This is a genomic window from Haemophilus haemolyticus (assembly GCF_003493685.1).
Taxonomy (GTDB): domain Bacteria; phylum Pseudomonadota; class Gammaproteobacteria; order Enterobacterales; family Pasteurellaceae; genus Haemophilus; species Haemophilus haemolyticus_O.
Window position 1 is genome coordinate 198124 of sequence record NZ_QQJW01000002.1, and the last position, 24937, is coordinate 223060.

The window sequence follows — 24937 nt, forward strand, 5'->3', positions numbered from 1 at the left end:
GTTATGAATGACGCTATTTTAGAACCCAAGCATCGTGGCAATGTACGTGAAATCGCCGCGATTGATCTTGGTTCAAACAGTTTCCACATGATTGTGGCACGTATTGTGAACGGCTCAATCCAAGTACTTTCTCGCTTAAAACAAAAAGTGAAACTCGCAGAGGGCTTAGATGAAAATGCGGTGCTTAATCAAGAGGCCATCACGCGTGGTGTAAATTGCTTAGCCTTATTTGCCGAACGTTTACAAGGATTTCCTGTTGAAAATGTCAATGTAGTTGGTACTTATACGTTACGAAGAGCGGTGAATAATGACGAATTTTTACGTCAAGCAGCCAAGGTTTTCCCCTATCCCATTAATATTATTAGTGGGCAAACTGAAGCTAAAACCATCTACGCAGGCGTATGCCACACGCAACCAGAAAAAGGCAGAAAGCTCGTTGTGGATATTGGTGGTGGCTCGACAGAAATGATTATCGGCGATGATTTCACGCCGCTTATGGCTGAAAGCCGCCACATGGGGTGCGTGAGTTTTGCGACTCAATTTTTTACCGATGGTGTCATTTCCCCAGAAAACTTTCAACGCGCGCGCCAAAGTGCGGTCAATAAAATCGAAGATTTAGGATTTGAATATCGCAAATTAGGTTGGCAATCTGTGCTCGGTTCATCGGGGACGATTAAAACTGTTGCGCAGGTCATTGCGACTAATCTCGATCCAAATGGAACCATTACTGCCGAGCGATTAAATGCTTTAATTGAGCAAACGCTACAAGCTAAACATTTTACTGAGCTAAATATTAACGGTTTAAACCAAGACCGCGTGGATGTTTTTGTACCCGGTTTAGCGATTTTAAGTGCGGTGTTTGAAGTTTTTCATATTCAACAAATGCGCTATTCTGACGGCGCATTGCGCGAAGGCGTGATTTATAGCCTAGAGAAAAACTTCCAAGTTGCAGATATTCGAGCGCGCACAGCTTGGGGGTTAAGCGAGCAATTCAATATTGACCAAGCCCAAGCTCACCGCGTTGCGGATAGTGCTAATTTACTCAGTGCACAATATAAAGATTGGCAATCGACAAAATTTATTGAAGAAATGCGCGAAATCCTGCTTTGGGCAGCGCGCTTGCATGAAGTAGGTATTGTGATTAATCACAAAGGTTTACAAAAACATTCGGCTTATATCTTACAAAATATGGAACTACCCGGGTTTGATCGTGAACAGCAACGTTTGCTTACCGCGTTAGTGCGTTGGCATATTGGCACGCTTAAACCTGCTGAATTTTTTAAATTTGCACGTTATAGCGAGCAAGATGTGATGGCTTTAATGCGATTGCTTCGTCTTGCGGTTATTCTCAATAAATCTCGTCAAGCAACAGAAACTGCAAAAAATTTCACCCTTGAAATGCACCGCACTTTGAATGATTGGACATTGAATTTTGAAAACGGATACTTAGACCGTAACCCGTTAATTTGGAATGAATTGCGAGCTGAAAGTAATCTTCTGAAAGAGTTTGAAAGCAGTTTAGTTTTTTATTAATCATCTTTCTGCTCAATGTTTGTGAGCGAAAAATTTAGGGCAAGCTAAATACTTGCCCTATTTTTATAATTTGACGGTCTGAAATAACGCTTTTATTTCATCCAATGATAATAATCTAAATGAGCCATTTTCTAATCCATTAATAGATAATGAGCCCATACTCACTCTCACTAATCGTAAAGTGGGAAAACCAATATGCGCAGTCATTCTTCGCACTTGGCGGTTGCGTCCTTCACTAATCTTAATTTCTAACCAGCTTGTAGGAATATTTTTTCGCTCTCGGATAGGTGGATTGCGTTCCCATAAATTTGGCTCTGAAATTAACCGCACTTGAGCGGGTTTTGTCATGCCATCTTTGAGTTCTACACCTTTTCTGAGTTGTGCTAAATCGGTTTCTTCAGGGATGCCTTCGACTTGCACCCAGTAGGTTTTTTCTGTTTTAAATTTGGGATCTGCCAAACGATGTTGTAATTCGCCATTATTAGTTAAAATCAGTAACCCTTCACTGTCCCTATCTAATCGACCTGCCGCATAAACATTTGGAATTGAGATAAAATCTTTTAAGGTTGCGCGTCCTTGTTCGTCGGTAAATTGCGTGAGCACATCAAAAGGTTTATTGAATAACACGACCTTGGTTTCATCCAACGACAGCGTTTTAGGTTTTGATTTTGGCTTAAAAGTGCGGTGAAAATTAACCGCACTTTTTCCTTTAGACAGCAATTTTCCTGCCGAAAAATTTTTCTTCATTAACTTATGATTTCTATTTTGAAAGGCTTGCAACATCATAGCAAAACTTCAAGCTGTAGTAATGATGATTACTTGAGTTAATTTAAAAAACTAAAAAGGCTAAGCCAGTAAAACTGAGCTTAGCCCCCAAACTAAATTTTCATAATCGATTTTTTAATGGAAAATTATTTACCATCCCAAGCTTGTACTGCATCTAAACGAGCTTTAATTTTGCCTTGTGTATCTTTTTTGAAATACCCGTCAGCTAAACCGCCTTCCCAGCCACCGTAGTTTGCGTTAGGTAACATGATGAAAGTTTTACCAAATTTGCCTTGGTTTTGATCAACGAATGCACGGCGGTCCGCGTTTAATTTGCCATATACGGTATCACCGAAGTCATCTAAGTTATCGCCTACATAAAGTACGATTTCATAGCCTTGTTTTTCAATTTCTGAAAAACGAGCCGCTTTAGCTGATTTGTCTTTTTTCAAATAAAATGCAGATTCTTCCACGCCATTGAAACCTAAACGTTTCATATCATCGATAGTGCCTGCTTTTTCAGAGCTATCTTTGCGGTTTGTTACGTAGAACATTTTACCTTTGTGGCTGTTTACGTAATTGTTAAATTCTACCGCACCTGGAACGGCACGAGATTGACGCGCGTCTACCCAACGAGTCCAATCTTTACCATCGAATGGTTTGTTATTTTGAACTTGCCAGCCAGCATAAGGGCTGTTATCTAACATAGTTTCATCTAAATCAACCACAACCGCTTTTTTCTTACCTTTTGCCACTTTTGCGTGGTCAAACGCTACTTTTGCCGCATTGTAGGCTTGATAAGCTAATGCTTTATATTCGCCAGAATCTTGCATCCAGTTTAAGCCAAGCACTGCTTGTTGTTGTAATTGCATATTTGCATGTTCTTCTGACTTCATTTTGTGTACGCCACAGCCAGATAAAACAAGAGTAGAAAGTGCTGCAAGTGCGGTCATTTTTAAAGTTGTTTTCATGTTATATTCCTTTTAACTTTAGGGTTAGTAAAAACGGGGAGAGTATAGCAAGCCTTTTTTATTTTTTGGGGTGTTTTCTTGATAATTCTATTAAATTTGTGATGTTCGTCACATTTTTAACGCGAGATTTAGATGTAAAACTTACCGCACTTTCTTTTTTTATCCTATCGCCTTTCCCCCCTTTTCACGGTAAACTAACCGCAATTTTATTCATCACCAACATTTTTATGCGACTTCTTATTCTCATTCTTTTTGCCGTATTAGCTTTGTTTCAATATGACTTATGGTTTGGCCGTAATGGTTTCTTCGATTACCGCGATACTGCCGCAAAGATTGTAGAAAACCAAGCGGAAAATGAAAAACTGTCTCAGCGCAACCAGCGTATTAATGCGGAGATTCAAGGATTAACCAAAGGCTTTGAGGCCATTGAAGAACGTGCGCGAATGCAGCATGGCATGGTAAAAGAAAACGAAGTGTTTTATCACATTGTGAAAGAGAATAAATAATGGCTCGTTCAATTATTGCGGTATTGCCGGCAGCTGGTGTGGGCTCGCGAATGCAAGCGAATAAACCGAAACAATATTTAACGCTACTTGGCAAAACACTGCTCGAACACACACTTGATGTTATGCTTTCTCATCCTGCCGTATCTAAAATTATTTTGGCGGTGAGCAAAGATGATCCTTATATTGCTAAGCTATCACTCACCCCTAAAATTCAGTTAGTGGAGGGGGGCGCAACTCGAGCTGAATCCGTATTAAATGGTTTAAATGCGATTGAGGAAAAAGATGCGTGGGTGCTTGTTCATGATGCTGCTCGTCCTTGTTTACAACACGCCGACATTGATAAATTGCTAGCGATTGAAGATAAACAGGGTGCCATTTTGGCAATTCCAGCAACGGATACGATTAAACGGGCGGATCATCAGCAATGCATTGTGAAAACAGAAGATCGTCGTCAACTTTGGCAAGCGATGACACCACAGTTTTTCCCAGTAGATATATTAAGAAATGCGCTTTCCATAGGGATTCAACAAGGTGCGAATATAACGGATGAGGCATCGGCAATGGAACTGGCAGGATTTCGACCGCACTTGGTGGCTGGGCGTAGCGATAATTTAAAAGTGACTCGTCCAGAAGATTTAGCATTGGCAGAATTTTATTTAACAAGGAATAAATTATGATCAGAATTGGACACGGTTTTGATGTTCATGCGTTTGGTGAAGATCGCCCATTAATTATTGGCGGCGTAGAAGTACCTTATCATACTGGGTTTATTGCGCACTCTGATGGCGATGTGGCATTACATGCCTTAACCGATGCTATCTTGGGTGCAGCGGCTCTAGGTGATATTGGAAAGCTTTTCCCTGATACGGATATGCAATATAAAAATGCGGATAGTCGTGGGCTATTGCGTGAAGCATTTCGTCAAGTGCAAGAAAAGGGATATAAAATAGGTAATGTCGATGTCACTATCATTGCACAAGCACCTAAAATGCGCCCACATATTGATGCCATGCGTGCCAAAATAGCTGAAGACCTACAATGCGATATTGAGCAAGTCAATGTGAAAGCAACGACTACCGAAAAATTAGGCTTTACCGGAAGACAAGAAGGGATCGCTTGTGAAGCTGTTGCCCTTTTAATCCGACAATAATTGTTTATTCTTAAAAGTGCGGTGAAATTTTTAAAAGAATTTCACCGCATTTTTATTTTTGTGATCTAGATCACAGTTTTAACCTAGGAAAAGGCATACCATATTCTTGTACAGTGAGTTTGTAGCTGATAACACAGACTATAAATGAAAAGATTTAGGCGCAAGAATGGATGTTTGTGCCATTTGGCATTGCGCTGTGCACTTTGCCTATTGGGTTTGGCGGGCTGTTGTCTGACATTCCCGATTATCCCTAATCAGTGAAATGGCAACGGTGATAATTCACCCTTGTTATTAATAAGTGGCCATTGGTGAGAGGAAACGTCCATTTATGGACGAGGGAGCAATGGAGGGCTTCAGTTCGCCTTTTTGCTCACCAACCTTGTTGTTAGGTGCTATGTTGTTAGTTGACGTTGGCTAATGGAATATGTACGTTTAACGCAGATATTCCATTAGTTAAGCTATTTAGCGTGCTTAATTTTCTAAAATTCAAAAATCTTGTCTTATTACTAACTCAACCGTTCTTATTTATACGTTTAACCAAAACGTAACTGGACCATCGTTTGTTAAGCTCACTTGCATATCCGCTGCAAATTGCCCTGTTGAAACAGGTAATTTCTCACTGCATTTTTGGATAAAGTATTCATATAATTCATTAGCCAATGCTGGGGATGCACCTTTTGAAAAACTTGGACGCAAACCTTTTTGTGTATCTGCCGCTAATGTGAATTGTGAAACAATAAGTAATTCACCTTGTGCTTGTTGAACATTTAAGTTCATTTTGTCATTTTCATCACTGAAAATTCGATAATTAAGCACTTTTTCAGCAAGTTTATCCGCTTTTTCTTGATTATCTTCTTTTTCTACACCAAGCAAAACCAGCAAACCTCTGCCAATTTTCCCGATTGTTTCACCGTTTACATCAACTTTCGCTTGGGTTACACGCTGGATTAAGGCAATCATTTTAATCCCTCAATAAAATTCGGTAACCATGCTTCAGCATAGCCTTCTTGATCATCCACGTTTAACACGTCAATTTTTAAAGTCTCGCAAATTTTGACCGCATTTTTTTCTTGGAGAGTTTGCTCTACTTTGTCCGCTGCATAGCAAAAAGTATCATAATCAGAATTACCCAATCCAACGACCGCAAAGCGAACATTTGAAAAATCGCTTTGATTTTTAGCTAATTCATCAAATAGAGGTTTTAAATTATCTGGCAACTCGCCTGCACCATGAGTTGAAGTCACAACAAGCCAAATTTTTTCATTTTCGATATCGGATAGACTTGGTCCGTGAAAAAGAGCGGTAGAAAAACCTTGAGTTTCTAAAACATTGTTTAAATGTTCGGCAACATATTCTGCGCCACCTAAAGTGCTGCCAGAGAGAATGCAAATGTGCATTTGATTATCCTGTATTTATTTTTATTCCCTAACACAGGGAAAAGTAAAAAATATTTTTGAAATGATTAAAATAAAAAGGCTTAGATTTTCTAAGCCTTTTATTACGATTAAACGTTATCGAATTTGCCAAGCAATGAACGAATATGTTCTTGCCAGTTGCGGTGTTCGTTTTTCAGTTGTTCGTTTTCAGTTTGTAAACTTTCGATATTTCTGTGAGATTCTGCGTTTTTCTCTTTTAATTCTTCAACTTCTAATTGAAGTAATTGGATAGTTTCTACCGCTTGTTTAATTTTTTCTTCAAGCTGGTTTAAAATTTCTAAAGACATAATGATTTCCTTTTAAATATGGGTAAGTTTGAGAGTATTTTACCCAGTAAATTTGCCTTTTTAAAGCGTTGTAGAAAAAATTATTATGCAAACGATTACGTGGTGATAGAATAAGGTCATTTTGCCATGATCTAGAAAAGTAAGCCGGAAGGAGAATAATGATGAATCGCGCATTGGCTATTGAATTTTCACGTGTGACTGAGGCGGCTGCGTTAGCGGCTCATATGTGGCTGGGTCGAGGGGATAAAAATGCAGCTGACGATGCAGCAGTGAAAGCCATGCGTTATATGCTGAACTTAATTCATATGGATGCTGAAATCGTGATTGGTGAAGGGGAAATTGATGAAGCACCAATGCTTTATATTGGTGAAAAAGTCGGTTCTGGCATGGGAGAATTGGTTTCTATCTCCGTTGATCCTATTGATGGCACGCGTATGACCGCAATGGGTCAGTCTAATGCTATTTCTGTCTTGGCTGCTGGCGGTAGAAATACCTTTTTAAAAGCACCAGATATGTATATGGAAAAATTGGTGGTTGGCCCAGATGTTAAAGGCATGATTGATTTAACTTTGCCACTAGAACAAAATCTTCGCCGTGTCGCATCTAAGCTAGGAAAATCCCTTTCTGATCTCACCGTAATGGTATTGGCAAAACCACGTCATGATGCGGTAATTAAACAAATGCATAACTTGGGTGTGAGAGTGATGGCGATCCCTGATGGTGATGTAGCTGGTTCCGTATTGTGCTGTTTGCCTGATGCCGAAGTCGATCTTCTTTACGGAATCGGTGGCGCACCAGAAGGTGTGGCTGCTGCAGCGGCAATTCGTGCATTAGGTGGCGATATGCAAGCTCGTTTGCTTCCTCGTAACGAAGTAAAAGGTGATACCGAAGAAAATAAAAAAATTGCTGCTGATGAAATTCAGCGTTGTGAAGCATTGGGCGTAAAAATCAATGAAGTGTTAAAACTTGAAGATCTTGTGCGTGATGATAACCTAGTATTTACCGCAACAGGTATCACCAATGGCGATTTGCTTAAAGGTATCTCACGAAAGGGCAATTTAGCCAGCACTGAAACAATTTTAATTCGTGGAAAATCTCGCACAATTCGTAAAATCCAATCCATTCATTATCTAGATCGTAAAGATTCTGAAATTTATAAGATTTTGAATATTTAGTTGGGGCAAACAAAAGTGCGGTGAATTTTCACCGCACTTTTGGTTTAAAAATTGATTAAAGAATAAAAAAAACCGACTTTGCATTCACAAAGTCGTTTTAGTTTAATTCAGTATTAACCAGCAACTGAGATACGTTTCATATCCGTCATATAACCACGTAATTCTTGACCGATTAATTCAACAGGGTGGTTGCGAATTGCATCGTTTACATCGCGTAAGGTGATGTTATCGATTTCCGCTGCTGGAGTAGGCTCGCCCAAGTCACCTTTTTGAAGGTTAGGGATAATTTCTTTTGCAAGAATTGGAGTCGCTACGTTAGAGAATAAGTAGTTACCATATTCTGCAGTATCAGAAATTACTACGTTCATTTCATATAAGCGTTTACGTGCGATGGTGTTCGCAATTAATGGTAATTCGTGAAGTGATTCATAGTAAGCTGATTCTTCATAAATACCGCTAGCAACCATTGCTTCAAAAGCTAATTCTACGCCAGCTTTTACCATTGCGATCATTAATACGCCGTTATCAAAGTATTCTTGTTCGCTAATTTTGCCATCATATTTTGGCGCATTTTCAAAGGCTGTTTTACCTGTTGCTTCACGCCACGCGAATAAGTCTTTGTCGCCATTTGCCCAGTCAGCCATCATTGTTGCAGAGAAGTGACCGCTAATGATGTCATCCATGTGTTTGTAGTATAAGAAACCAAGGCTTTTTTTGATTTGTTCAGCAAGTTCAAATGCACGTAATTTTGCGCTGTTTGATAGGCGATCCATCATTAATGTGATACCGCCTTGTTTTAACGCTTCGGTAATGGTTTCCCAACCGTATTGGATTAATTTACCTGCGTATGCTGGATCTTTACCGTCTGCCACTAATTTGTCATAACATACGATAGAACCTGCTTGTAACATACCGCAAAGGATAGTTTGCTCACCCATTAAGTCAGATTTTACTTCTGCCACGAATGAAGATTCTAAAACACCCGCTTTATGACCACCAGTTGCAGCAGCCCAAGCTTTTGCGATCGCCATGCCTTCGCCTTTTGGGTCATTTTCAGGGTGAACTGCGATTAATGTTGGCACACCGAAACCACGTTTGTATTCTTCACGTACTTCAGTACCCGGGCATTTTGGCGCAACCATCACAACTGTAATGTCTTTACGGATTTCTTCGCCTACTTCAACAATATTAAAACCGTGTGAATAACCAAATGCAGAGTCTTTTTTCATTAAAGGCATGACATCAGCAACCACTTTAGAGTGTTGTTTGTCTGGAGTTAAGTTTACGACTAAATCTGCAGTTGGAATTAATTCTTCATAAGTACCCACTTTAAAACCATTTTCGGTTGCACGTTGGAATGATGCACGTTTTTCTGCAATTGCTTCAGGGCGTAAGGCATAGCTAATATCTAAGCCAGAGTCACGCATATTCAAACCTTGGTTTAAACCTTGTGCACCACAGCCTACGATAACGATTTTTTTGCCTTTTAAGAAGTTTGCTTCATCTGCAAATTCTTCGCGATCCATAAAACGACAACGACCTAATTGGTCTAATTTTTGACGTAAATTTAATGTGTTGAAATAGTTAGCCATTTTTTATCCTTAATTGTGTAAGGTGAATAATTGTATGATGTTGTGTTTGCATATTTTTTGTTGTGGTTTGATTATAAGATTTTTTGTTGTTGCGTAAAGTGATATTATGGGAATGTAATGTTGCGATTTATGCAATTATTTTGTTTTTTGTGAATTGCATCGTATTTCGCTCGATGAGCGACCTACTTTCTTTTACTCGTGTAAAAGAAAGTAGGCAAAGAAAACACGCCCCAATTAAATCGCAGTTCTTTGCTTTGTTTCAATTTTCTTAACGGCAATTTGCTGAACTCGCTATGCTCAAACAGACGCAAATTGCCTGAAAATTGAAAGTCGCAAAGGCGATTTATATGGGGATCAGAATATATCAGAGCGTTATTAAAAAGTGCGGTTAGTTTTCTGGTATTTTTTTAAAATACGCTAAATTTTACCCGCACTTTAAATTGAAGAAAGAACAAATTAGCTCCCTTCTTTGCCGCCTGAAAAATTGGAAATTTGTAGGAAATTTTTGTCTGTCTGAGCGTAGCGAGTTCAGAAAATTTCCGTTAAGCAAATTTCCAATTTTTCAGGAAATAAGGCAAAGTAGGGCGTGTTTTCTTTTTGCCTACTTTTGCTTTGCACGAGCAAAGAAAAAGTAGGTCGCCGTCAGGCGAAACCCTGACTCAAATAAAATAGATATCATTATGGACTTCAACGATCTCAACTTATTCATCAAATTATCAGAAACCCAAAACTTCGCTAAAACCGCCACCCAAAACCACATGTCCCCCTCCACCCTTTCCCGTCAAATTCAACGGTTAGAAGACGAGTTAGGGAAAACGCTTTTTATCCGTGATAATCGCCAAGTTAAACTCACTGAATATGGCGAGAAATTTTTGCAATTTGCTAAAACAGAATGGCAAAGCTGGCAACAATTTAAACAACAACTCAAAGATGAATCAGATGAACTTTGCGGTGAAATTAAACTTTTTTGCTCTGTAACCGCATCTTATAGCCATCTTCCGCACGTACTTAAAGAATTTCGCCAGCATTATCCTAAAGTGGAAATTCAACTGACGACGGGCGATCCAGCGCTTGCATTAGAGTTGATTCAAACCCAACAAGTTGACCTCGCCATTGCAGGTAAGCCGAATAATCTGCCATCCAGTGTGGCATTTCATAAAATTGATGATATTAGCTTATCTTTAATTGCACCGCGTGTGGCTTGTTTGGCGACACAATTACTGCAAGAAAAACCAATTAATTGGCAGCAAATGCCTTTTATTTTCCCTGTTGAAGGGCATGCTCGGCAACGGATTGAGCAATGGCTACGGGAGAAACATATTAAACATCCGAAAATTTATGCTACCGTTGCGGGGCATGAAGGGATTGTTCCAATGGTGGGATTGGGATTCGGATTAGCGATGTTGCCCGATGTGGTTATTGACAATAGCCCAATGAATAACCAAATTTCCCGACTTAATCTCGATAAGCCTATTGAGCCTTTTGAATTGGTTATTTGTACCCAAAAAAGGAATCTCGAACAACCCTTAATCCGTGCATTTTGGGCGATGTTAGAATAGAATGATTGGCTGTTTAGAATAAGGATTTCTTATGTTTAAAGGTGTTCTCGTTTCATTATTTGCCTCATTTTTATTTGGCTATATGTATTATTTTTCTACACTACTCAAACCTTTGAGTGGCACGGATATTTTCGGTTATCGGATGATTTTTACGTTTCCCTTTGTTGTCCTTTCCGTATTTATGTTTAATCAGAAAAATGCGTTGATTCATCGCTTAAAACTCATCAAAAAACAACCGCACTTGGCATTGCCCTATCTTTTTTGCGGCTTATTGATGGGTTTTCAAATGTGGCTTTTTCTTTGGGCACCGAATAATGGCAGTTCGTTGAGCGTGTCTTTTGGTTATTTGCTTTTGCCTATTGTTATGGTGGCGGCAGGTCGCTTAATTTTTAAAGAACGTATTTCAACGTTCAAATTTATTGCAGTCGTAATTGCCGCATTGGGGGTGATTTCTAATATCGTGCTAAAAGGTGGGCTTTCTTGGGAAGCTATTGTAATTTGTGTTGGCTATACCACCTATTTTTCCGTTCGAAAAGCATTAAAAAATAGTGATCTCGCTTCTTTTTGTTTAGAGATGTTAAGCCTAATCCCAATTAGCATTTATTTTGCGTTGCAAACAGATTTCGCTGTAGTCGAACAAAGTAATCCTAATATTTGGGGACTGCTTGTATTGCTTGGATTAATTAGCGGCACGGCATTGATTGCTTACGTTATTGCCAGCAACATGTTACCAATGAATTTGCTTGGCTTACTTGGTTATGTGGAAACCATTATGATGATTTTCGTATCATTTTTTATCGGTGAACAAATTGATGCCGAAAGTTACCCGCTTTTTATTTGTTTAGTGCTCGCCATGATTCTTGTTGTGATTGATGGTGTGTACAAACAGCACGCAAAAGGAAGTTTATAAATGTCATTTAAAGAAATTACGCCACAACAAGCGTGGGAAATGGTTCAGCAAGGGGCGGTGTTAGCCGATATTCGCGATGATGCCCGCTTTACCCACTCGCATCCTAAAGGTGCTTTTCATTTAACAAATCAAAGTTTTTTGCAATTTGAAGAATTAGTAGATTTTGACTCACCCATTATTGTGAGTTGTTATCATGGCGTGAGTAGTCGAAATGTGGCAACTTTCCTCGTTGAGCAAGGCTATGAAAATGTGTTTAGTATTATTGGTGGGTTTGATGGCTGGTGTCGAGCAGAATTACCTATTGAAACCGCTTATTAAGGTGTTTTGACGAAAATTAATTTGATGAAAAAAGTGCGGTGAAATTTCACCGCACTTTTGTGTTTCTTAGCTTACCATTCGTAGCCTACGCCAACGGAGCTCACTACATCGCCTTGAGTATTTGCGCTACCACTTAAACGGAATAATACTTTTCCGTTATCGCTAGATCGACTATATCCTACGGCGATGGCGTTTTGCCCTTTGAAATTTCCTACGCCAGCGGAAACCATTGCTTTGCCATTACCTCTCACTTGTGGTAAGCCTGCGATTGCGGCGGTTCCTGCAATGCCTGCTTTCAGCATTTTATTGTCTTTATTAACTTTTTGTATAAGAGCATCAATACGTTGATTAGTAGCAGCTGATTCTTGTTTAACTCTATAAAGTTGCGAACCATTTACTGCATCTGTTGAGGTTTCTGTTACTTTACCATCAGCCACATTACTCACTATTTTATGACCAGCATTAATTCCGTCGTGAGAAAAAGATACATCGCCAGTTTCCACTTTATTTAATGAAATGTCGTCATTTAGTTTTACTGTGAAATTACCAGCACCGCCAGTTACTGAAATATTATTATCACCTGAAATATTGACGTTACCGATTGATGGTGCAGTGCCAGAGCCGCTCGTTGTACCGCTCGTTGTACCGCCTGTTGTACCACCAGTTGTGCCGCCTGTTGTATCGCCCGTTGTACCACCAGTTGTTCCGCCAGTTGTGCCGCCCGTTGTGCCACCTGTTGTGTTACCAGTAGGATTTGGGGTGTTAGCTTGCAATTTCTTCAAGATTTCTATGACGGAATAAAGCTGAGAACCGTTAATGGCATCAGTCGATGTATTTGATATTCTCCCAGCTGCAACATTGGTGATTTGGCGTTCTTCACCAGGTTTCCCAATACTAACGGTTGATTTAGGAACTATACCAGCAAACGCATAAGTTGTACCTTGAATGGTTATATTTTTCTCTGCCTCAGCTTTACTTGGTGTAGATCCATTACCTAATACCACCGCACCGTTAAAGTTATTATCAACGGTGACATTATTCCCTAACACCATTACATTCTCAGACTCTACTTTATTGCCTGAGCCTATTGCCACGGAATTAGCGGCTGTTACTGTATTTTTTGAACCTATAGCGATGGTATTTTCATTTTGCGCAGTAGCATTAGTACCAATAGCAATAGCGTTTTCTCCACTCGCAAAGGCGTTTGTACCAGAGGCAATGGAGTTTTTGCCAATGTTAGCAAGGTTGGTCTTTTTAAGTTCTTCTTCTAGTGCTTTTAGTGCTTCTTCTTTTTTCAGTTTATCTTTTTCGAGCTCGGCTTTTTCTGCTTGTTTTTCTGCAAGCTCTTTTTCTTTTTCCTCTTTTAATTTGGCTGCATTTTTTTCATCGTCTGTTAATGCTAATTCATTTATTTTTTTCTTAATTTCATTAATTTCTCGTTCCTTATCTTCTACTGCTTTTCTAGCATTATCGACAGCGTCTTTAGCATTTTGAGCAGCTTCTTTTATGCCTTTTATTATAATGCTTTCTGAATCATTTAATTTAAATGGTAATTTTAATTTATCTGCCCAGTTTTGGAGTTGTTCTAGTGCTTTTTTTGATGCTTCTTCAAATTCTTTTTTTAAAGTTTCAGGTATTTTTGTAATAGGGTTAATATGATCATAATAATTTTTTTCGTCATTCATATGGTCTTGAATATAATGTTTTAATTCTAAAAAATCAGCTATCATTTTTTGATTATTGGGATCCTGCTGCAAATCGTAATAATATTGGGATAACTGAGCAAGTTTTTTGTTCCATTCATAAACAGGTTGGAGTTGTCTTCGATAATCTTCTTTATCAATAAGCCATTCTGATTGAGGGGCATCCCAATCAATTGATGAATAAAAAGACATAAAGCTATAACTGTACATATTTAACACGAAAGAAAGAGTGCGAGAACTATCTTTTGGCAAAGCAAATTCTAAGTCACTTTTAGTAGTTATATCTCCTAGTTTTAACAGATTAATTTTTGAGTAACCCGTTTTAATCTTAGGTAATTTTAATAGATCAAAATAGGTTTCTTCTTCAGAAAGTCTTTTTTTAAGTACCTCGTCAAGATCTGGTTTTTCATAGCTAGATGCTTGTTTTCGTAATATTGAATCATCAGGTAAATAACTTAGGGTTGTAATTGATAATACACGCATTTCCTGTGTATCACCAAAGCTGGGCTCTAGTGTATTTAACACTAATTTATCAAAATCAATCTTTGATTTTATTTTATTTTCTTTCTTTAAATAGTCTACTATAGAAGAAGAATGTGGATAACTCCCCTTGTTAATTATAGATTTATCTAATAGTGTTTCAAGTTTATCTCTTACTTCGTATTCAACATCAGGCATAAATCCTTGTTTATATACATAAGCTCGTATAATATTGGTATATCTGCTTAACTCAGATTTAGGCAATTCTGGAAAAGTGATTTCTACTTTATCTTTTAATTCTTTTGCTACTAACTCTTCGCCGTGTTCATTTTTCAAATTTTGCCAATTTAATGTTCTTAATTGTTTAATAAAATCTGTCCAAATAGTTCTATCCTCAGTGCCAGTGGGTGTATTCATTGCATTTTTTTTAGCTTCTTCCAATGTTTTTTTTAGTTTTTCTAATTCATTATTTTCATTCTTTAAATTATTGTTTAATGAATTAATCTCATTTGTTTTATTGTCAGTGCGATTAATTAAATCTGTTAGATCCTTAATTTTATTATTAAGATCATTCTGTGTTTTTTCATTCACTTCAATGTTTGTTTTTACTTTAGAAAGCGCATTTTCTGCCGCTGTTTTATCCGCAATAACTTTTTCGTTTTTCTTTACAGTATTATTAAATTCATCACGGGTTTTATTATTACCCGTTGCGACAGAATTATTACCTTGTGCCAAACCATTTGTAGCAGTTACGATATTATTGTAGCCAGTTGCGACGCCATTTGTGCCAGTGACAAGATTGCCTTCTCCAGTAGTAGAGGAAGTGGAATAGACAAGATTAGGATAAAAGAATGTAGTTAATAGCAGAACGGAGATTAAATTTTTAGGAACTGTTCGCATAATTCGTTTTCCTATTTGTTTGTTTGTTTGTTTGTTTGTTTGTTTGTTTGTTTGTTTGTTTGTTGGGCATGGCTTCCCCCTAAATTATTCAATGTCAAGTATAAAATCGCTAAATTTTACGCCTATTTTGTAGAATAGTGCCGATCTTGATCAAAAAAATGTGGTTTTTTATAATAAAAAGCAGATTTTCAGGTCAAAATGGCTTATTAATTTTGTTTTTAAGTTTTCGATATATTAAAAATTTTATTCATGATTGTATTTAGTAATCTGTCCTTAAAACGAGGGCAAACGGAGCTTCTCGAAAATGCGTCTGCTACCATTAATCCTAAGCAAAAAGTCGGTTTGGTAGGGAAAAATGGTTGTGGAAAATCTTCGCTTTTTGCCTTATTGAAAAAAGAATTAACGCCAGAGGGTGGTGAGGTAAATTATCCAGCAAATTGGCGGGTATCTTGGGTGAATCAAGAAACGCCTGCATTGGATATTTCTGCGATTGATTACGTGATTCAAGGGGATCGAGAATATTGCCGTTTGCAACAAGAGCTTAATCTGGCAAATGAACGCAATGATGGTAACGCCATTGCGCGTATTCACGGGCAATTAGAAACCTTGGATGCGTGGACACTTCAATCTCGTGCCGCTTCTTTATTGCATGGTTTAGGATTTAGTCAAGAAGAAACAACCCAGCCAGTGAAAGCATTTTCCGGCGGTTGGCGTATGCGTTTAAATTTGGCGCAAGCTCTGCTTTGTCCGTCAGATTTATTATTACTGGATGAGCCAACCAACCATTTGGATTTGGATGCGGTAATTTGGTTGGAGCGTTGGTTAGTGCAATATCAAGGTACCTTGGTATTAATTTCTCACGACCGTGATTTTCTTGATCCAATTGTGACAAAAATCCTCCATATCGAAAATCAGAAGCTCAACGAATACACAGGCGATTATTCTTCCTTTGAAGTGCAACGAGCCACTAAACTGGCTCAACAAACAGCGATGTATCGTCAGCAACAACAAAAGATTTCCCATTTACAAAAATATATTGATCGCTTTAAAGCCAAAGCCACCAAAGCTAAACAGGCGCAAAGCCGTATGAAAGCCTTAGAGCGCATGGAGTTGATTGCACCAGCTTATGTGGATAATCCTTTTACTTTTGAATTTCGTCCGCCGCAATCCTTGCCGAATCCGTTAGTGATGATTGAGCAAGCGAGTGCGGGTTATGGCAGTGGAGAAAGTGCGGTAGAAATTTTAAGTAAAATTAAACTGAATTTGGTGCCAGGTTCGCGCATTGGTTTACTCGGGAAAAATGGTGCAGGAAAATCAACCTTGATTAAACTTTTAGCGGGAGAACTGACCGCACTTTCAGGCACGGTACAGTTGGCAAAAGGTGTGCAACTCGGCTATTTTGCCCAGCATCAATTAGATACTTTGCGGGCAGATGAATCTGCCCTGTGGCATATGCAAAAACTCGCTCCTGAGCAAACGGAGCAACAGGTTCGAGATTATTTGGGCAGTTTTGCGTTCCACGGCGATAAAGTAAATCAAGCGGTGAAATCTTTTTCTGGTGGTGAAAAAGCTCGTTTGGTATTGGCGTTGATTGTTTGGCAACGACCGAATTTGCTATTACTTGATGAACCAACCAACCATTTAGATTTGGATATGCGTCAGGCATTAACGGAAGCGTTGGTGGATTACGAAGGTTCTTTGGTGGTGGTGTCGCATGATCGTCATTTACTGCGTAATACCGTGGAAGAGTTTTACTTGGTTCACGATAAAAAAGTGGAAGAATTTAAAGGCGATTTAGAAGACTATCAAAAATGGCTGAATGAACAAAATAGTACGTCTGAAAATAAAGTTTCGGAAAAAGTTGGCGATAATGAAAATTTGGTTCAAAATCGTAAGGAACAAAAACGCCGTGAAGCAGAGTTACGCCAACAAACTGCACCATTGCGTAAAAAAATCACGCAATTAGAAGAAAAAATGAATAAATTTTCTTCTGAGCTTGCGAGCATAGAAAATCAATTGGCAGATGCTGAATTATATAATGCCGAAAATAAAGAAAAATTGACCGCACTTTTGGCTCAACAAGTAGATGTGAAGAAAGCATTAGATGATGTGGAAACGGAATGGATGACTGCACAGGAAGAATTGGAAGAAATGCTTCAAGCATAAGGATAGATTATGAATCAAAGCCTTTTTCATCATAGCAAACAACAGGAATATTGCCCTCAATGTGGTGCGTCTTTGCAAATTAAACAAGGCAAAAAAGGGCTGTTTTTAGGTTGCTCTGCTTATCCTGAATGTGATTATTTGCGTCCTTTGCAACGATCGGAGCATAAAGTATTAAAAACACTTGATGAAATTTGCCCGAAGTGCGGTAATTTATTGCAGTTGAAACAAGGCAGTTTTGGGATGTTTATTGGTTGTAGCCATTATCCTGAATGCGATTTTGTGGTGCGGGAAGAATCTGAATCTGAGGAAAAAATTGCTTGTCCTGAATGTAAAACGGGGCATTTGATTCCTCGTCGTGGCCGCCAAGGAAAAATTTTTTACGGCTGCGATAATTTCCCTAAATGTAAATTTTCTTTGCCTACCAAGCCTTATACCGAGCCTTGCCCAACCTGCCATTTCCCACTTTCTTTGTTAAAAAGTGAAGATGGGGAAAAACAAATTTTCCAGTGTGCAAATAAAACTTGCCGTCATATTTTTGAGCAATAAACGTAAAAGAGTGAAATGAATAGAGAACAAATCGCCAACGCACTTCGACAAAATCAAGTGGTCGCTTATCCCACTGAAGCTGTATTTGGTTTGGGCTGTAATCCGCAAAGTGAAAGTGCGGTAAAAAAATTACTCGATTTAAAGCAACGTCCAGTGGAAAAAGGGTTGATTTTAGTGGCGCCTAGCTTGGATTTTCTCCGTCCTTTTGTCGATTTTGAGCAGATTAACGATGAACAGCTTTCTCGCCTGCAAGGTAAATATGAACGTCCAACTACTTGGATTGTGCCCGCAAAATCAACAACCCCGCATTTTCTCACAGGTAAATTTGATAGCATCGCAGTACGTTTGTGCGATCACCCTTCCGTAAAAGCCTTATGTGAACTCACGGGGATTGCATTAACTTCGACCAGCGCTAATTTGACTGGTGAGCCACCTTGTCGCACCGCCGATGAAGTGCGGTCACAATTCGGTGCAGATTTTCCAGTATTAGACGAAACTGTAGGCGGTGCACTCAATCCATCCGAAATTCGAGACTTGCGCACAAATCAACTTTTTAGACAGGGATAATTTATGGATCTTTATGCTGTGTGGGGCAATCCGATTGCGCAAAGTAAATCGCCATTAATTCAAAGTCAGTTAGCAGTGCAAACGCATCAAACCATAGAATACATCGCCAAATTAGGTGATCTTGATGCTTTTGAAAAACAGATTTTGGCATTTTTTGAGGAGGGCGCGAAAGGTTGCAATATTACTTCGCCTTTTAAAGAACGAGCTTATCAGCTGGCAGACGAATATAGCCAACGAGCAAAATTGGCGGAAGCCTGCAATACGCTCAAAAAACTCGATGATGGAAAACTTTATGCGGATAACACCGATGGGATCGGTTTGGTGACAGATTTACAGCGTTTAAATTGGTTTCATCCAAATCAGCGCGTATTAATCTTGGGGGCGGGCGGAGCAACAAAAGGCGTATTATTGCCACTTTTACAAGCTCAACAAAATATTGTCCTTGCCAACCGCACTTTTTCGAAGGCCAAAGAATTAGCCGAAAGATTTCAGCCTTACGGCAATATTCAAGCTGCCTCAATGGATTCTATTCCGTTACAAACCTATGATGTAGTGATTAATGCCACTTCCGCTGGATTAAGTGGTGGAACTGCACCAGTTGATGCTGAAATTTTAAAATTAGGCTCAGCTTTTTACGATATGCAATATGCGAAAGGCGTAGACACGCCATTTATTGCATTATGCAAAAGTTTAGGTTTAACCAACGTGAGCGATGGCTTTGGAATGTTAGTCGCACAAGCAGCACATTCTTTCCATTTATGGCGAGGCGTAATGCCAGATTTTGTGGCGGTTTATGAGCAGCTTAAAAAGGAGATGTTATGATTACTCGATGCCCTTGGGTGGGCGAACAGCCTACTTATATTGATTATCATGACAAAGAATGGGGAAAGCCTGAATTCGATAGCCAAAAGCTATTTGAAAAAATTTGTTTGGAAGGGCAACAAGCGGGGCTTTCGTGGATTACGGTTTTGAAAAAACGTGAATCTTACCGTGTAGCCTTTCATCAATTTGATCCGAAAAAAATCGCAAAAATGACCGCGCTTGATATTGATGATTGTATGAAAAATGCAGGATTAATTCGCCATCGAGCCAAGTTAGAGGCCATTATCAAAAATGCTAAAGCTTATTTAGAGATGGAAAAGTGCGGTGAAAATTTCAGTGATTTTATTTGGTCATTTGTGAATCATAAACCGATTGTCAATGATGTGCCTGATTTGCGATCTGTGCCAGCTAAAACAGAAGCATCTAAAGCTCTTTCTAAAGCCTTAAAAAAACGTGGTTTCGTCTTTGTTGGCGAAACCACGTGCTATGCTTTTATGCAGTCTATGGGATTGGTGGACGATCATTTAAATGATTGTCCTTGCAAAACTTGCTAGTGTTTATGCTGATCTCGCTCCCATAAATCGGCGTATTTTACAAAGGTTGAATGCGCTGATAACACCGCTAATAAAAATCCTTGTTTGCCATCTAAAAAACCCGCTTTTAACAAATACATTTTCACAAAACAACCGATCGCGTGGGTTATTCCTTGCCAAAGTGTCACTTTTTTTCCTTTAGCTTGGCGTTGGTCTGCCCACGCTTTTGCATAACCCGCTGATTTCACTAGATAATGATGGATGCTTTTATAAGTGAAATGCTCTAAATCACCTGTCAATTTTTCTACTTTTGTCCCAGCTGGAAATTCGACTTTTTCATGTACAAGTGAGTCGTTATATTGCGCATAATTTGTTCGATAGAGACGAACCACATAATCAGGATACCAGCCTGAATGACGAATTTCACGTCCAAATACTTCACTCACTCGTGGAATTTCATAAACGGTATTTTCTCGATCATTTTCAACCGCACTTAAGATAGCCTGTTGTAGTTTGGGTGTAACTCGTTCATCTGCATCTAGCCAGAGTACATAATCACTGGTTACATATTGTTGGGCTAATTGGCGTTGTTTTCCAAAGCCTGGCCACTGGCTATTTTCATAGAATTTCGCCCCATAACTGAGCGCAATTTCTTTAGTGTTATCTGTGCTGCCAGAATCTAGAATGATAATCTCGTCCACCCAATCTTTTACGGTATCTAAGCAATTGGCGAGGTCTTGTGCTTCATTTTTTACAATCATTGCAACGCTAATTGTAGGCATATTTTCAATCCTTTTTTTGCTATACTAGCCGAAATTTTTTCAAGTATAACCGAATTTCATTTATGTGGCGTTTTTTTTATACCAGCTTGCTTTTAATTTGCCAGCCGTTGATATTGTGTTTTATTGGCTTGCTCAGTGTTAAATCTCCACGTTATCGTCAGCGTTTGGCTGAACGTTATGGTTTTTATGGCAATGCGCCTTGTCCACCACCACAAGGGATCTTTATCCACGCCGCCTCCGTAGGGGAAGTGATTGCTGCGACACCGCTGGTTCGTCAATTGCAACAAGATTATCCACATTTATCCATTACTTTTACGACTTTTACGCCCACAGGTTCAGAGCGCGTAAGAGCCACTTTTGGAGACAGCGTTTTTCATTATTATCTCCCCTTTGATTTACCTTTTTCGATCCAGCGTTTTATTAATTTTGTACAACCTAAATTATGTATCGTGATGGAAACAGAACTTTGGCCTAATCTTATTCATCAATTATTTTTACGCAATATTCCATTTGTTATCGCTAATGCACGTTTATCTGCGCGTTCTGCGCATCGTTACGGAAAAATAAAAGCGCACTTACAAACAATGTGGTCGCAAATTAGCTTGATTGCAGCGCAGGATAACATTAGTGGAAAACGCTATGCCACTTTGGGCTATCCAAAGGAAAAATTGAATATCACGGGCAATATTAAATATGATCTCAATACGAATGATGAACTATTATGTAAAATTGATTCATTGCGTACCCTTTGGAAGCAAGATCGCCCAATATGGATTGCTGCCAGCACGCATAATGGAGAAGATGAAATCATTTTAAAATCTCACCGCGCTTTGTTAGCAAAATACCCAAATTTATTGTTATTGCTCGTTCCGCGCCATCCAGAGCGTTTTAATGTGGTGGCTGATTTACTCAAAAAGGAAAAATTTCAATTTATTCGTCGTTCCACAAATGAATTACCAAATGAAAATACCCAAGTGATTTTAGGCGACAGCATGGGCGAACTGATGTTGATGTATGGCGTTTCTGATATTGCTTTTGTGGGTGGAAGCCTTGTGAAACACGGGGGGCATAATCCACTAGAACCTCTTGCATTTAAAATGCCTGTAATTACTGGCAAGCATACTTTCAATTTCCCTGAGATATTTCGAATGCTGGTAGAAGTACAGGGTGTGTTGGAAGTTAATTCAACCGCAGATGCCTTAGAACGTGCAGTAGAAGCCTTATTAAACTCAAAAGAAGCCCGCGAACGTTTAGGCAATGCAGGCTATGAAGTGCTGATGGAAAACCGAGGGGCATTACAGCGTTTGTTAGATTTATTAAAACCTTATTTGGAGCGCAATGTATGACGAGCGTGATTTATCCCGGTACTTTTGATCCGATTACGAACGGTCATTTAGACATTATTGAAAGAAGTGCGGTGATTTTTCCTCGTGTTTTAGTGGCGGTGGCGAATAGTCCAAGCAAAAAGCCACTATTTTCTTTGGATGAACGCATAGAACTTGTTCGTCAATCTGTTGCACATTTATCCAATGTGGAGGTGTTTGGCTTTTCTGATTTGTTGGCAAATGTGATTAAGCAGCAGAATATTTCTGCCATTATTCGCGGCGTACGCACGACAACAGACTTTGAATATGAACTTCAATTAGCGGCACTGAATCGTTTACTCACAAAAGGCGTAGATAGTTTGTTTTTCCCACCAGTAGAAAAATGGGCGTTTGTTTCTTCCACCATTGTACGTGAAATTTATTTGCACGGCGGTGATGTCGCTGAGCTAGTGCCTGTGCCTGTGTTTAATGCGTTAAAAGCACGATGATAAAAACCTTTATTTTTTTAACCGCACTTATCGTTTTATCTGGTTGTGGTTCCGTGGTCAAACTTATCGATCCAACAGAAAAATATACCGCCTATGCAGGGGCTGCTTATGATCTTGAAATGGCTCAACAATGGGGATTACCAATCTTAGATTTGCCCCTCTCATTTTTATTAGACACCGTGTTACTGCCCTATGTGTGGGCTCAATAATTCTTATGAAACTCAATCCTCAACAACAACAAGCCGTTGAATATGTGACAGGCCCTTGTCTTGTGCTTGCTGGCGCAGGCTCTGGCAAAACTCGCGTAATCATTAATAAAATCGCCCATTTAATTGAAAAGTGCGGTTATTCTCCGAAACAAATTGCCGCGGTTACTTTCACCAACAAAGCCGCACGCGAGATGAAAGAGCGTGTGGCACATTCCATTGGCAAAGAACAATCTAAAGGCTTGCTTGTTTCCACTTTTCATACGCTCGGTTTTGACATTATTAAGCGTGAATATAAAGCGTTGGGCTTTAAATCAAATATGACCTTGTTTGATGAACATGATCAATTTGCGTTGTTAAAAGAGCTAACCGCTGATGTGTTAAAAGAAGATAAGGATTTATTGCGTGAGTTAATTTCAGTGATTTCTAACTGGAAGAACGATTTAATTTCGCCAAAACAGGCATTTGCCTTGGCGCGTGATGCAAAATATCAAACTTTCGCAAAATGTTATGAACGTTACGCCACACAAATTCGAGCTTACAACGCCCTTGATTTTGATGATTTGATTATGCTGCCGACGTTGTTGTTCAAGCAAAATGAAGAAGTGCGGGCAAAATGGCAGGCAAAAATTCGTTATTTGTTGGTGGATGAATATCAAGACACCAACACCAGTCAATATGAACTGATTAAACTTTTAGTGGGTGAGCGTGCATGTTTCACTGTGGTGGGCGATGATGACCAATCTATTTATTCGTGGCGTGGCGCACGACCAGAAAATATGGTGCGTTTACGCGATGATTTCCCTCGTTTGAACGTGATTAAGCTAGAGCAAAATTACCGTTCAACCCAACGTATTTTGCATTGTGCCAATATCTTGATTGATAACAATGAGCACGTGTTTGATAAGAAACTTTTTTCAACCATTGGTGAAGGGGAGAAATTGCTTGTTATCGAAGCAAAAAATGAAGAACACGAAGCCGAGCGGATTGTCGCCGAGTTGATCGCCCATCGTTTTAGCCGTAAAACTAAATATAAAGATTATGCGATTTTGTATCGAGGCAACCATCAATCTCGATTACTCGAAAAAGTACTGATGCAAAACCGTATTCCTTACAAAATTTCGGGCGGTACGTCTTTTTTCTCCCGTGCTGAAATCAAAGATATGATGGCGTACTTGCGCTTGGTGGTGAATCAAGATGATGACGCCGCATTCCTGCGTATTGTGAATACACCGAAACGTGAAATTGGCACTGCGACGTTACAAAAACTTGGAGAGTTGGCTCAAGAAAAACACATCAGTTTGTTTGACGCTATTTTTGAGTTTGATCTTATTCAACGCATCACGCCAAAAGCCTATGATTCATTGCAAAAATTTGGTCGATGGATTGTAGAACTTAATGATGAAATTCAACGTTCTGAACCAGAACGTGCGGTACGTTCAATGTTATCCGCGATTCATTACGAAGAATATTTGTACGAATATGCAACAAGCCCTAAAGCGGCAGAAATGCAAAGTAAGAATGTCGCCACGTTATTTGACTGGGTTGCGGATATGTTAAAAGGCGATGAAACCAATGAGCCAATGAACCTTAATCAAGTGGTAACCCGCCTGACATTACGTGATATGTTGGAGCGAGGCGAAGACGATGACGACAGCGATCAAGTTCAACTGATGACATTACACGCATCTAAAGGATTGGAATTTCCTTATGTTTATTTGATTGGTATGGAAGAGGGCATTTTGCCCCACCAAACTAGCATTGATGAAGACAATGTGGAAGAAGAACGCCGCTTGACTTATGTGGGTATCACGAGAGCGCAAAAAGAACTTACTTTTTCCTTATGTCGTGAGCGCCGTCAATATGGTGAATTAGTTCGCCCAGAACCCAGTCGATTTTTAGCTGAATTACCTAATGATGATGTACTGTGGGAACGTGATAAACCAAAACTCACCACCGAGCAAAAACAAGAAAAAACACAAAATCAACTAGATCGATTAAGGGCAATTTTGAAAGGATGTTAGAAATCTAATTTTGAATTACAAAATAAGAAATAAAAAAGTGCGGTTGGATTTTCAGGTGTTTTGCAAATTGACAGCACTTTAGAACAAAAGACAGCTTGGAAAAAAAAACTGCCTTTCATTTTAAAAAGTGTATTAATTTACCATTTTTCATTTGAAAAAATGTTCATTTACCTCCTCTATTGTTAGAAAAAAT

General features: G+C 39.1%; 25 protein-coding genes. 17 read left to right on the plus strand and 8 right to left on the minus strand.

The window, feature by feature from the left end:
• Positions 1–3: 3 nt before the first annotated feature.
• Entirely contained in the window at positions 4–1533 is a 1530-nt protein-coding gene (gene ppx / locus DV434_RS03265; RefSeq protein ID WP_118811461.1) for an exopolyphosphatase, read from the plus strand.
• A 63-nt stretch (positions 1534–1596) separates the two neighbouring features.
• On the opposite strand, the gene DV434_RS03270 is transcribed toward ppx, so the two are convergent.
• Positions 1597–2280 (minus strand): rRNA large subunit pseudouridine synthase E, encoded by a 684-nt coding sequence (locus tag DV434_RS03270; RefSeq protein WP_192882516.1) that lies wholly within the window; start codon positions 2278–2280, stop codon positions 1597–1599.
• A 164-nt stretch (positions 2281–2444) separates the two neighbouring features.
• Positions 2445–3269, minus strand: a complete 825-nt coding sequence (gene hel, locus DV434_RS03275) for a lipoprotein e(P4) (RefSeq protein WP_118811463.1) — start codon at positions 3267–3269, stop codon at positions 2445–2447.
• 227 nt (positions 3270–3496) lie between these two features.
• On the opposite strand from hel, the gene ftsB reads away from it, so the two are divergent.
• From ftsB to ispF, 3 genes are read left to right on the plus strand one after another with little or no spacing between them, the layout of a single operon-like run.
• On the plus strand, positions 3497–3775 hold the full coding sequence (gene ftsB / locus DV434_RS03280; RefSeq protein WP_005627159.1) for a cell division protein FtsB: 279 nt from the start codon (positions 3497–3499) through the stop codon (positions 3773–3775).
• Positions 3775–4452: a 2-C-methyl-D-erythritol 4-phosphate cytidylyltransferase gene (gene ispD / locus DV434_RS03285; protein ID WP_118811464.1), complete on the plus strand. Its 678-nt coding sequence runs from the start codon at positions 3775–3777 to the stop codon at positions 4450–4452. The genes ftsB and ispD overlap by 1 nt, the downstream gene beginning before the upstream one ends.
• A complete protein-coding gene (gene ispF, locus DV434_RS03290; RefSeq protein WP_021034585.1) occupies positions 4449–4925 on the plus strand; it encodes a 2-C-methyl-D-erythritol 2,4-cyclodiphosphate synthase in 477 nt (158 codons plus the stop codon). The genes ispD and ispF overlap by 4 nt, the downstream gene beginning before the upstream one ends.
• A 525-nt stretch (positions 4926–5450) precedes the next feature.
• Here ispF and dtd read toward each other — a convergent pair.
• The 3 genes from dtd to DV434_RS03305 form a co-directional block, all read right to left on the minus strand.
• Positions 5451–5885, minus strand: coding sequence for a D-aminoacyl-tRNA deacylase (gene dtd / locus DV434_RS03295; protein ID WP_118811465.1), 435 nt, complete (start codon positions 5883–5885; stop codon positions 5451–5453).
• Complete coding sequence (mioC, locus tag DV434_RS03300) at positions 5882–6322, minus strand: FMN-binding protein MioC (protein ID WP_118811466.1); 441 nt, start codon at positions 6320–6322, stop codon at positions 5882–5884. Before mioC ends, dtd begins: the two co-directional genes overlap by 4 nt.
• A gap of 107 nt (positions 6323–6429) precedes the next feature.
• On the minus strand, positions 6430–6648 hold the full coding sequence (locus tag DV434_RS03305; protein WP_005629924.1) for a cell division protein ZapB: 219 nt from the start codon (positions 6646–6648) through the stop codon (positions 6430–6432).
• Between the two features lie 161 nt (positions 6649–6809).
• Between DV434_RS03305 and glpX the strand changes: the two genes are divergently transcribed.
• The gene (gene glpX, locus DV434_RS03310; RefSeq protein WP_118785510.1) at positions 6810–7823 is read left to right on the plus strand and encodes a class II fructose-bisphosphatase; all 1014 of its coding nucleotides are present in this window, start codon (positions 6810–6812) and stop codon (positions 7821–7823) included.
• A 113-nt stretch (positions 7824–7936) separates the two neighbouring features.
• Here glpX and ilvC read toward each other — a convergent pair whose 3' ends face one another.
• Positions 7937–9415 (minus strand): ketol-acid reductoisomerase, encoded by a 1479-nt coding sequence (gene ilvC, locus DV434_RS03315; RefSeq protein WP_118785511.1) that lies wholly within the window; start codon positions 9413–9415, stop codon positions 7937–7939.
• 680 nt (positions 9416–10095) lie between these two features.
• On the opposite strand from ilvC, the gene ilvY reads away from it, so the two are divergent.
• The 3 genes from ilvY to glpE are packed head-to-tail and all read left to right on the plus strand — an operon-like array spanning position 10096 to position 12202.
• On the plus strand, positions 10096–10974 hold the full coding sequence (gene ilvY, locus DV434_RS03330; RefSeq protein ID WP_118785513.1) for an HTH-type transcriptional activator IlvY: 879 nt from the start codon (positions 10096–10098) through the stop codon (positions 10972–10974).
• Positions 10975–11005: 31 nt separating this feature from the next.
• Entirely contained in the window at positions 11006–11884 is an 879-nt protein-coding gene (rarD, locus tag DV434_RS03335; protein ID WP_118785514.1) for an EamA family transporter RarD, read from the plus strand.
• Positions 11885–12202, plus strand: a complete 318-nt coding sequence (gene glpE, locus DV434_RS03340; RefSeq protein WP_118785515.1) for a thiosulfate sulfurtransferase GlpE — start codon at positions 11885–11887, stop codon at positions 12200–12202. It begins immediately after the preceding gene.
• Between the two features lie 71 nt (positions 12203–12273).
• Here the strand turns inward: glpE and DV434_RS10950 are convergent, their stop codons facing one another.
• A complete protein-coding gene (locus tag DV434_RS10950) occupies positions 12274–15285 on the minus strand; it encodes a YadA-like family protein (protein WP_118811467.1) in 3012 nt (1003 codons plus the stop codon).
• Positions 15286–15534: 249 nt separating this feature from the next.
• On the opposite strand from DV434_RS10950, the gene DV434_RS03350 reads away from it, so the two are divergent.
• From DV434_RS03350 to DV434_RS03370, 5 genes are read left to right on the plus strand one after another with little or no spacing between them, the layout of a single operon-like run.
• Positions 15535–17451: an ABC transporter ATP-binding protein gene (locus DV434_RS03350; protein WP_118785517.1), complete on the plus strand. Its 1917-nt coding sequence runs from the start codon at positions 15535–15537 to the stop codon at positions 17449–17451.
• Positions 17452–17460: 9 nt separating this feature from the next.
• Positions 17461–17997 (plus strand): DNA topoisomerase family protein, encoded by a 537-nt coding sequence (locus DV434_RS03355; RefSeq protein ID WP_118785518.1) that lies wholly within the window; start codon positions 17461–17463, stop codon positions 17995–17997.
• 15 nt (positions 17998–18012) lie between these two features.
• Complete coding sequence (tsaC, locus tag DV434_RS03360; RefSeq protein WP_118785519.1) at positions 18013–18564, plus strand: L-threonylcarbamoyladenylate synthase type 1 TsaC; 552 nt, start codon at positions 18013–18015, stop codon at positions 18562–18564.
• Positions 18565–18567: 3 nt separating this feature from the next.
• The gene (aroE, locus tag DV434_RS03365) at positions 18568–19386 is read left to right on the plus strand and encodes a shikimate dehydrogenase (protein ID WP_118785520.1); all 819 of its coding nucleotides are present in this window, start codon (positions 18568–18570) and stop codon (positions 19384–19386) included.
• Positions 19383–19940, plus strand: a complete 558-nt coding sequence (locus DV434_RS03370; RefSeq protein ID WP_118785521.1) for a DNA-3-methyladenine glycosylase I — start codon at positions 19383–19385, stop codon at positions 19938–19940. The genes aroE and DV434_RS03370 overlap by 4 nt, the downstream gene beginning before the upstream one ends.
• Here DV434_RS03370 and DV434_RS03375 read toward each other — a convergent pair.
• The gene (locus DV434_RS03375) at positions 19937–20701 is read right to left on the minus strand and encodes a glycosyltransferase family 2 protein (protein ID WP_118785522.1); all 765 of its coding nucleotides are present in this window, start codon (positions 20699–20701) and stop codon (positions 19937–19939) included. The genes DV434_RS03370 and DV434_RS03375 overlap by 4 nt on opposite strands.
• Before the next feature lie 62 nt (positions 20702–20763).
• Between DV434_RS03375 and waaA the strand changes: the two genes are divergently transcribed.
• Genes waaA through rep form a run of 4 tightly spaced genes read left to right on the plus strand, consistent with a single transcriptional unit; the run spans position 20764 to position 24744 of the window.
• Positions 20764–22047: a lipid IV(A) 3-deoxy-D-manno-octulosonic acid transferase gene (gene waaA / locus DV434_RS03380; RefSeq protein ID WP_118785523.1), complete on the plus strand. Its 1284-nt coding sequence runs from the start codon at positions 20764–20766 to the stop codon at positions 22045–22047.
• Positions 22044–22514: a pantetheine-phosphate adenylyltransferase gene (gene coaD / locus DV434_RS03385; protein ID WP_118785524.1), complete on the plus strand. Its 471-nt coding sequence runs from the start codon at positions 22044–22046 to the stop codon at positions 22512–22514. Before waaA ends, coaD begins: the two co-directional genes overlap by 4 nt.
• On the plus strand, positions 22511–22723 hold the full coding sequence (locus DV434_RS03390; RefSeq protein WP_118785525.1) for a YceK/YidQ family lipoprotein: 213 nt from the start codon (positions 22511–22513) through the stop codon (positions 22721–22723). The genes coaD and DV434_RS03390 overlap by 4 nt, the downstream gene beginning before the upstream one ends.
• A 5-nt stretch (positions 22724–22728) precedes the next feature.
• Complete coding sequence (gene rep, locus DV434_RS03395; protein WP_118785526.1) at positions 22729–24744, plus strand: DNA helicase Rep; 2016 nt, start codon at positions 22729–22731, stop codon at positions 24742–24744.
• Positions 24745–24937 lie beyond the last annotated feature (193 nt).

What these genes read in the sequence shown, in the direction of transcription:
- ppx (WP_118811461.1), top strand. Translation starts at nt 4, where the DNA reads ATGAATGACGCTATTTTAGAACCCAAGCATCGTGGCAATGTACGTGAA.
- DV434_RS03270 (WP_192882516.1), bottom strand. Translation starts at nt 2,280, where the DNA reads ATGAAGAAAAATTTTTCGGCAGGAAAATTGCTGTCTAAAGGAAAAAGT.
- hel (WP_118811463.1), bottom strand. Translation starts at nt 3,269, where the DNA reads ATGAAAACAACTTTAAAAATGACCGCACTTGCAGCACTTTCTACTCTT.
- ftsB (WP_005627159.1), top strand. Translation starts at nt 3,497, where the DNA reads ATGCGACTTCTTATTCTCATTCTTTTTGCCGTATTAGCTTTGTTTCAA.
- ispD (WP_118811464.1), top strand. Translation starts at nt 3,775, where the DNA reads ATGGCTCGTTCAATTATTGCGGTATTGCCGGCAGCTGGTGTGGGCTCG.
- ispF (WP_021034585.1), top strand. Translation starts at nt 4,449, where the DNA reads ATGATCAGAATTGGACACGGTTTTGATGTTCATGCGTTTGGTGAAGAT.
- dtd (WP_118811465.1), bottom strand. Translation starts at nt 5,885, where the DNA reads ATGATTGCCTTAATCCAGCGTGTAACCCAAGCGAAAGTTGATGTAAAC.
- mioC (WP_118811466.1), bottom strand. Translation starts at nt 6,322, where the DNA reads ATGCACATTTGCATTCTCTCTGGCAGCACTTTAGGTGGCGCAGAATAT.
- DV434_RS03305 (WP_005629924.1), bottom strand. Translation starts at nt 6,648, where the DNA reads ATGTCTTTAGAAATTTTAAACCAGCTTGAAGAAAAAATTAAACAAGCG.
- glpX (WP_118785510.1), top strand. Translation starts at nt 6,810, where the DNA reads ATGAATCGCGCATTGGCTATTGAATTTTCACGTGTGACTGAGGCGGCT.
- ilvC (WP_118785511.1), bottom strand. Translation starts at nt 9,415, where the DNA reads ATGGCTAACTATTTCAACACATTAAATTTACGTCAAAAATTAGACCAA.
- ilvY (WP_118785513.1), top strand. Translation starts at nt 10,096, where the DNA reads ATGGACTTCAACGATCTCAACTTATTCATCAAATTATCAGAAACCCAA.
- rarD (WP_118785514.1), top strand. Translation starts at nt 11,006, where the DNA reads ATGTTTAAAGGTGTTCTCGTTTCATTATTTGCCTCATTTTTATTTGGC.
- glpE (WP_118785515.1), top strand. Translation starts at nt 11,885, where the DNA reads ATGTCATTTAAAGAAATTACGCCACAACAAGCGTGGGAAATGGTTCAG.
- DV434_RS10950 (WP_118811467.1), bottom strand. Translation starts at nt 15,285, where the DNA reads ATGCGAACAGTTCCTAAAAATTTAATCTCCGTTCTGCTATTAACTACA.
- DV434_RS03350 (WP_118785517.1), top strand. Translation starts at nt 15,535, where the DNA reads ATGATTGTATTTAGTAATCTGTCCTTAAAACGAGGGCAAACGGAGCTT.
- DV434_RS03355 (WP_118785518.1), top strand. Translation starts at nt 17,461, where the DNA reads ATGAATCAAAGCCTTTTTCATCATAGCAAACAACAGGAATATTGCCCT.
- tsaC (WP_118785519.1), top strand. Translation starts at nt 18,013, where the DNA reads ATGAATAGAGAACAAATCGCCAACGCACTTCGACAAAATCAAGTGGTC.
- aroE (WP_118785520.1), top strand. Translation starts at nt 18,568, where the DNA reads ATGGATCTTTATGCTGTGTGGGGCAATCCGATTGCGCAAAGTAAATCG.
- DV434_RS03370 (WP_118785521.1), top strand. Translation starts at nt 19,383, where the DNA reads ATGATTACTCGATGCCCTTGGGTGGGCGAACAGCCTACTTATATTGAT.
- DV434_RS03375 (WP_118785522.1), bottom strand. Translation starts at nt 20,701, where the DNA reads ATGCCTACAATTAGCGTTGCAATGATTGTAAAAAATGAAGCACAAGAC.
- waaA (WP_118785523.1), top strand. Translation starts at nt 20,764, where the DNA reads ATGTGGCGTTTTTTTTATACCAGCTTGCTTTTAATTTGCCAGCCGTTG.
- coaD (WP_118785524.1), top strand. Translation starts at nt 22,044, where the DNA reads ATGACGAGCGTGATTTATCCCGGTACTTTTGATCCGATTACGAACGGT.
- DV434_RS03390 (WP_118785525.1), top strand. Translation starts at nt 22,511, where the DNA reads ATGATAAAAACCTTTATTTTTTTAACCGCACTTATCGTTTTATCTGGT.
- rep (WP_118785526.1), top strand. Translation starts at nt 22,729, where the DNA reads ATGAAACTCAATCCTCAACAACAACAAGCCGTTGAATATGTGACAGGC.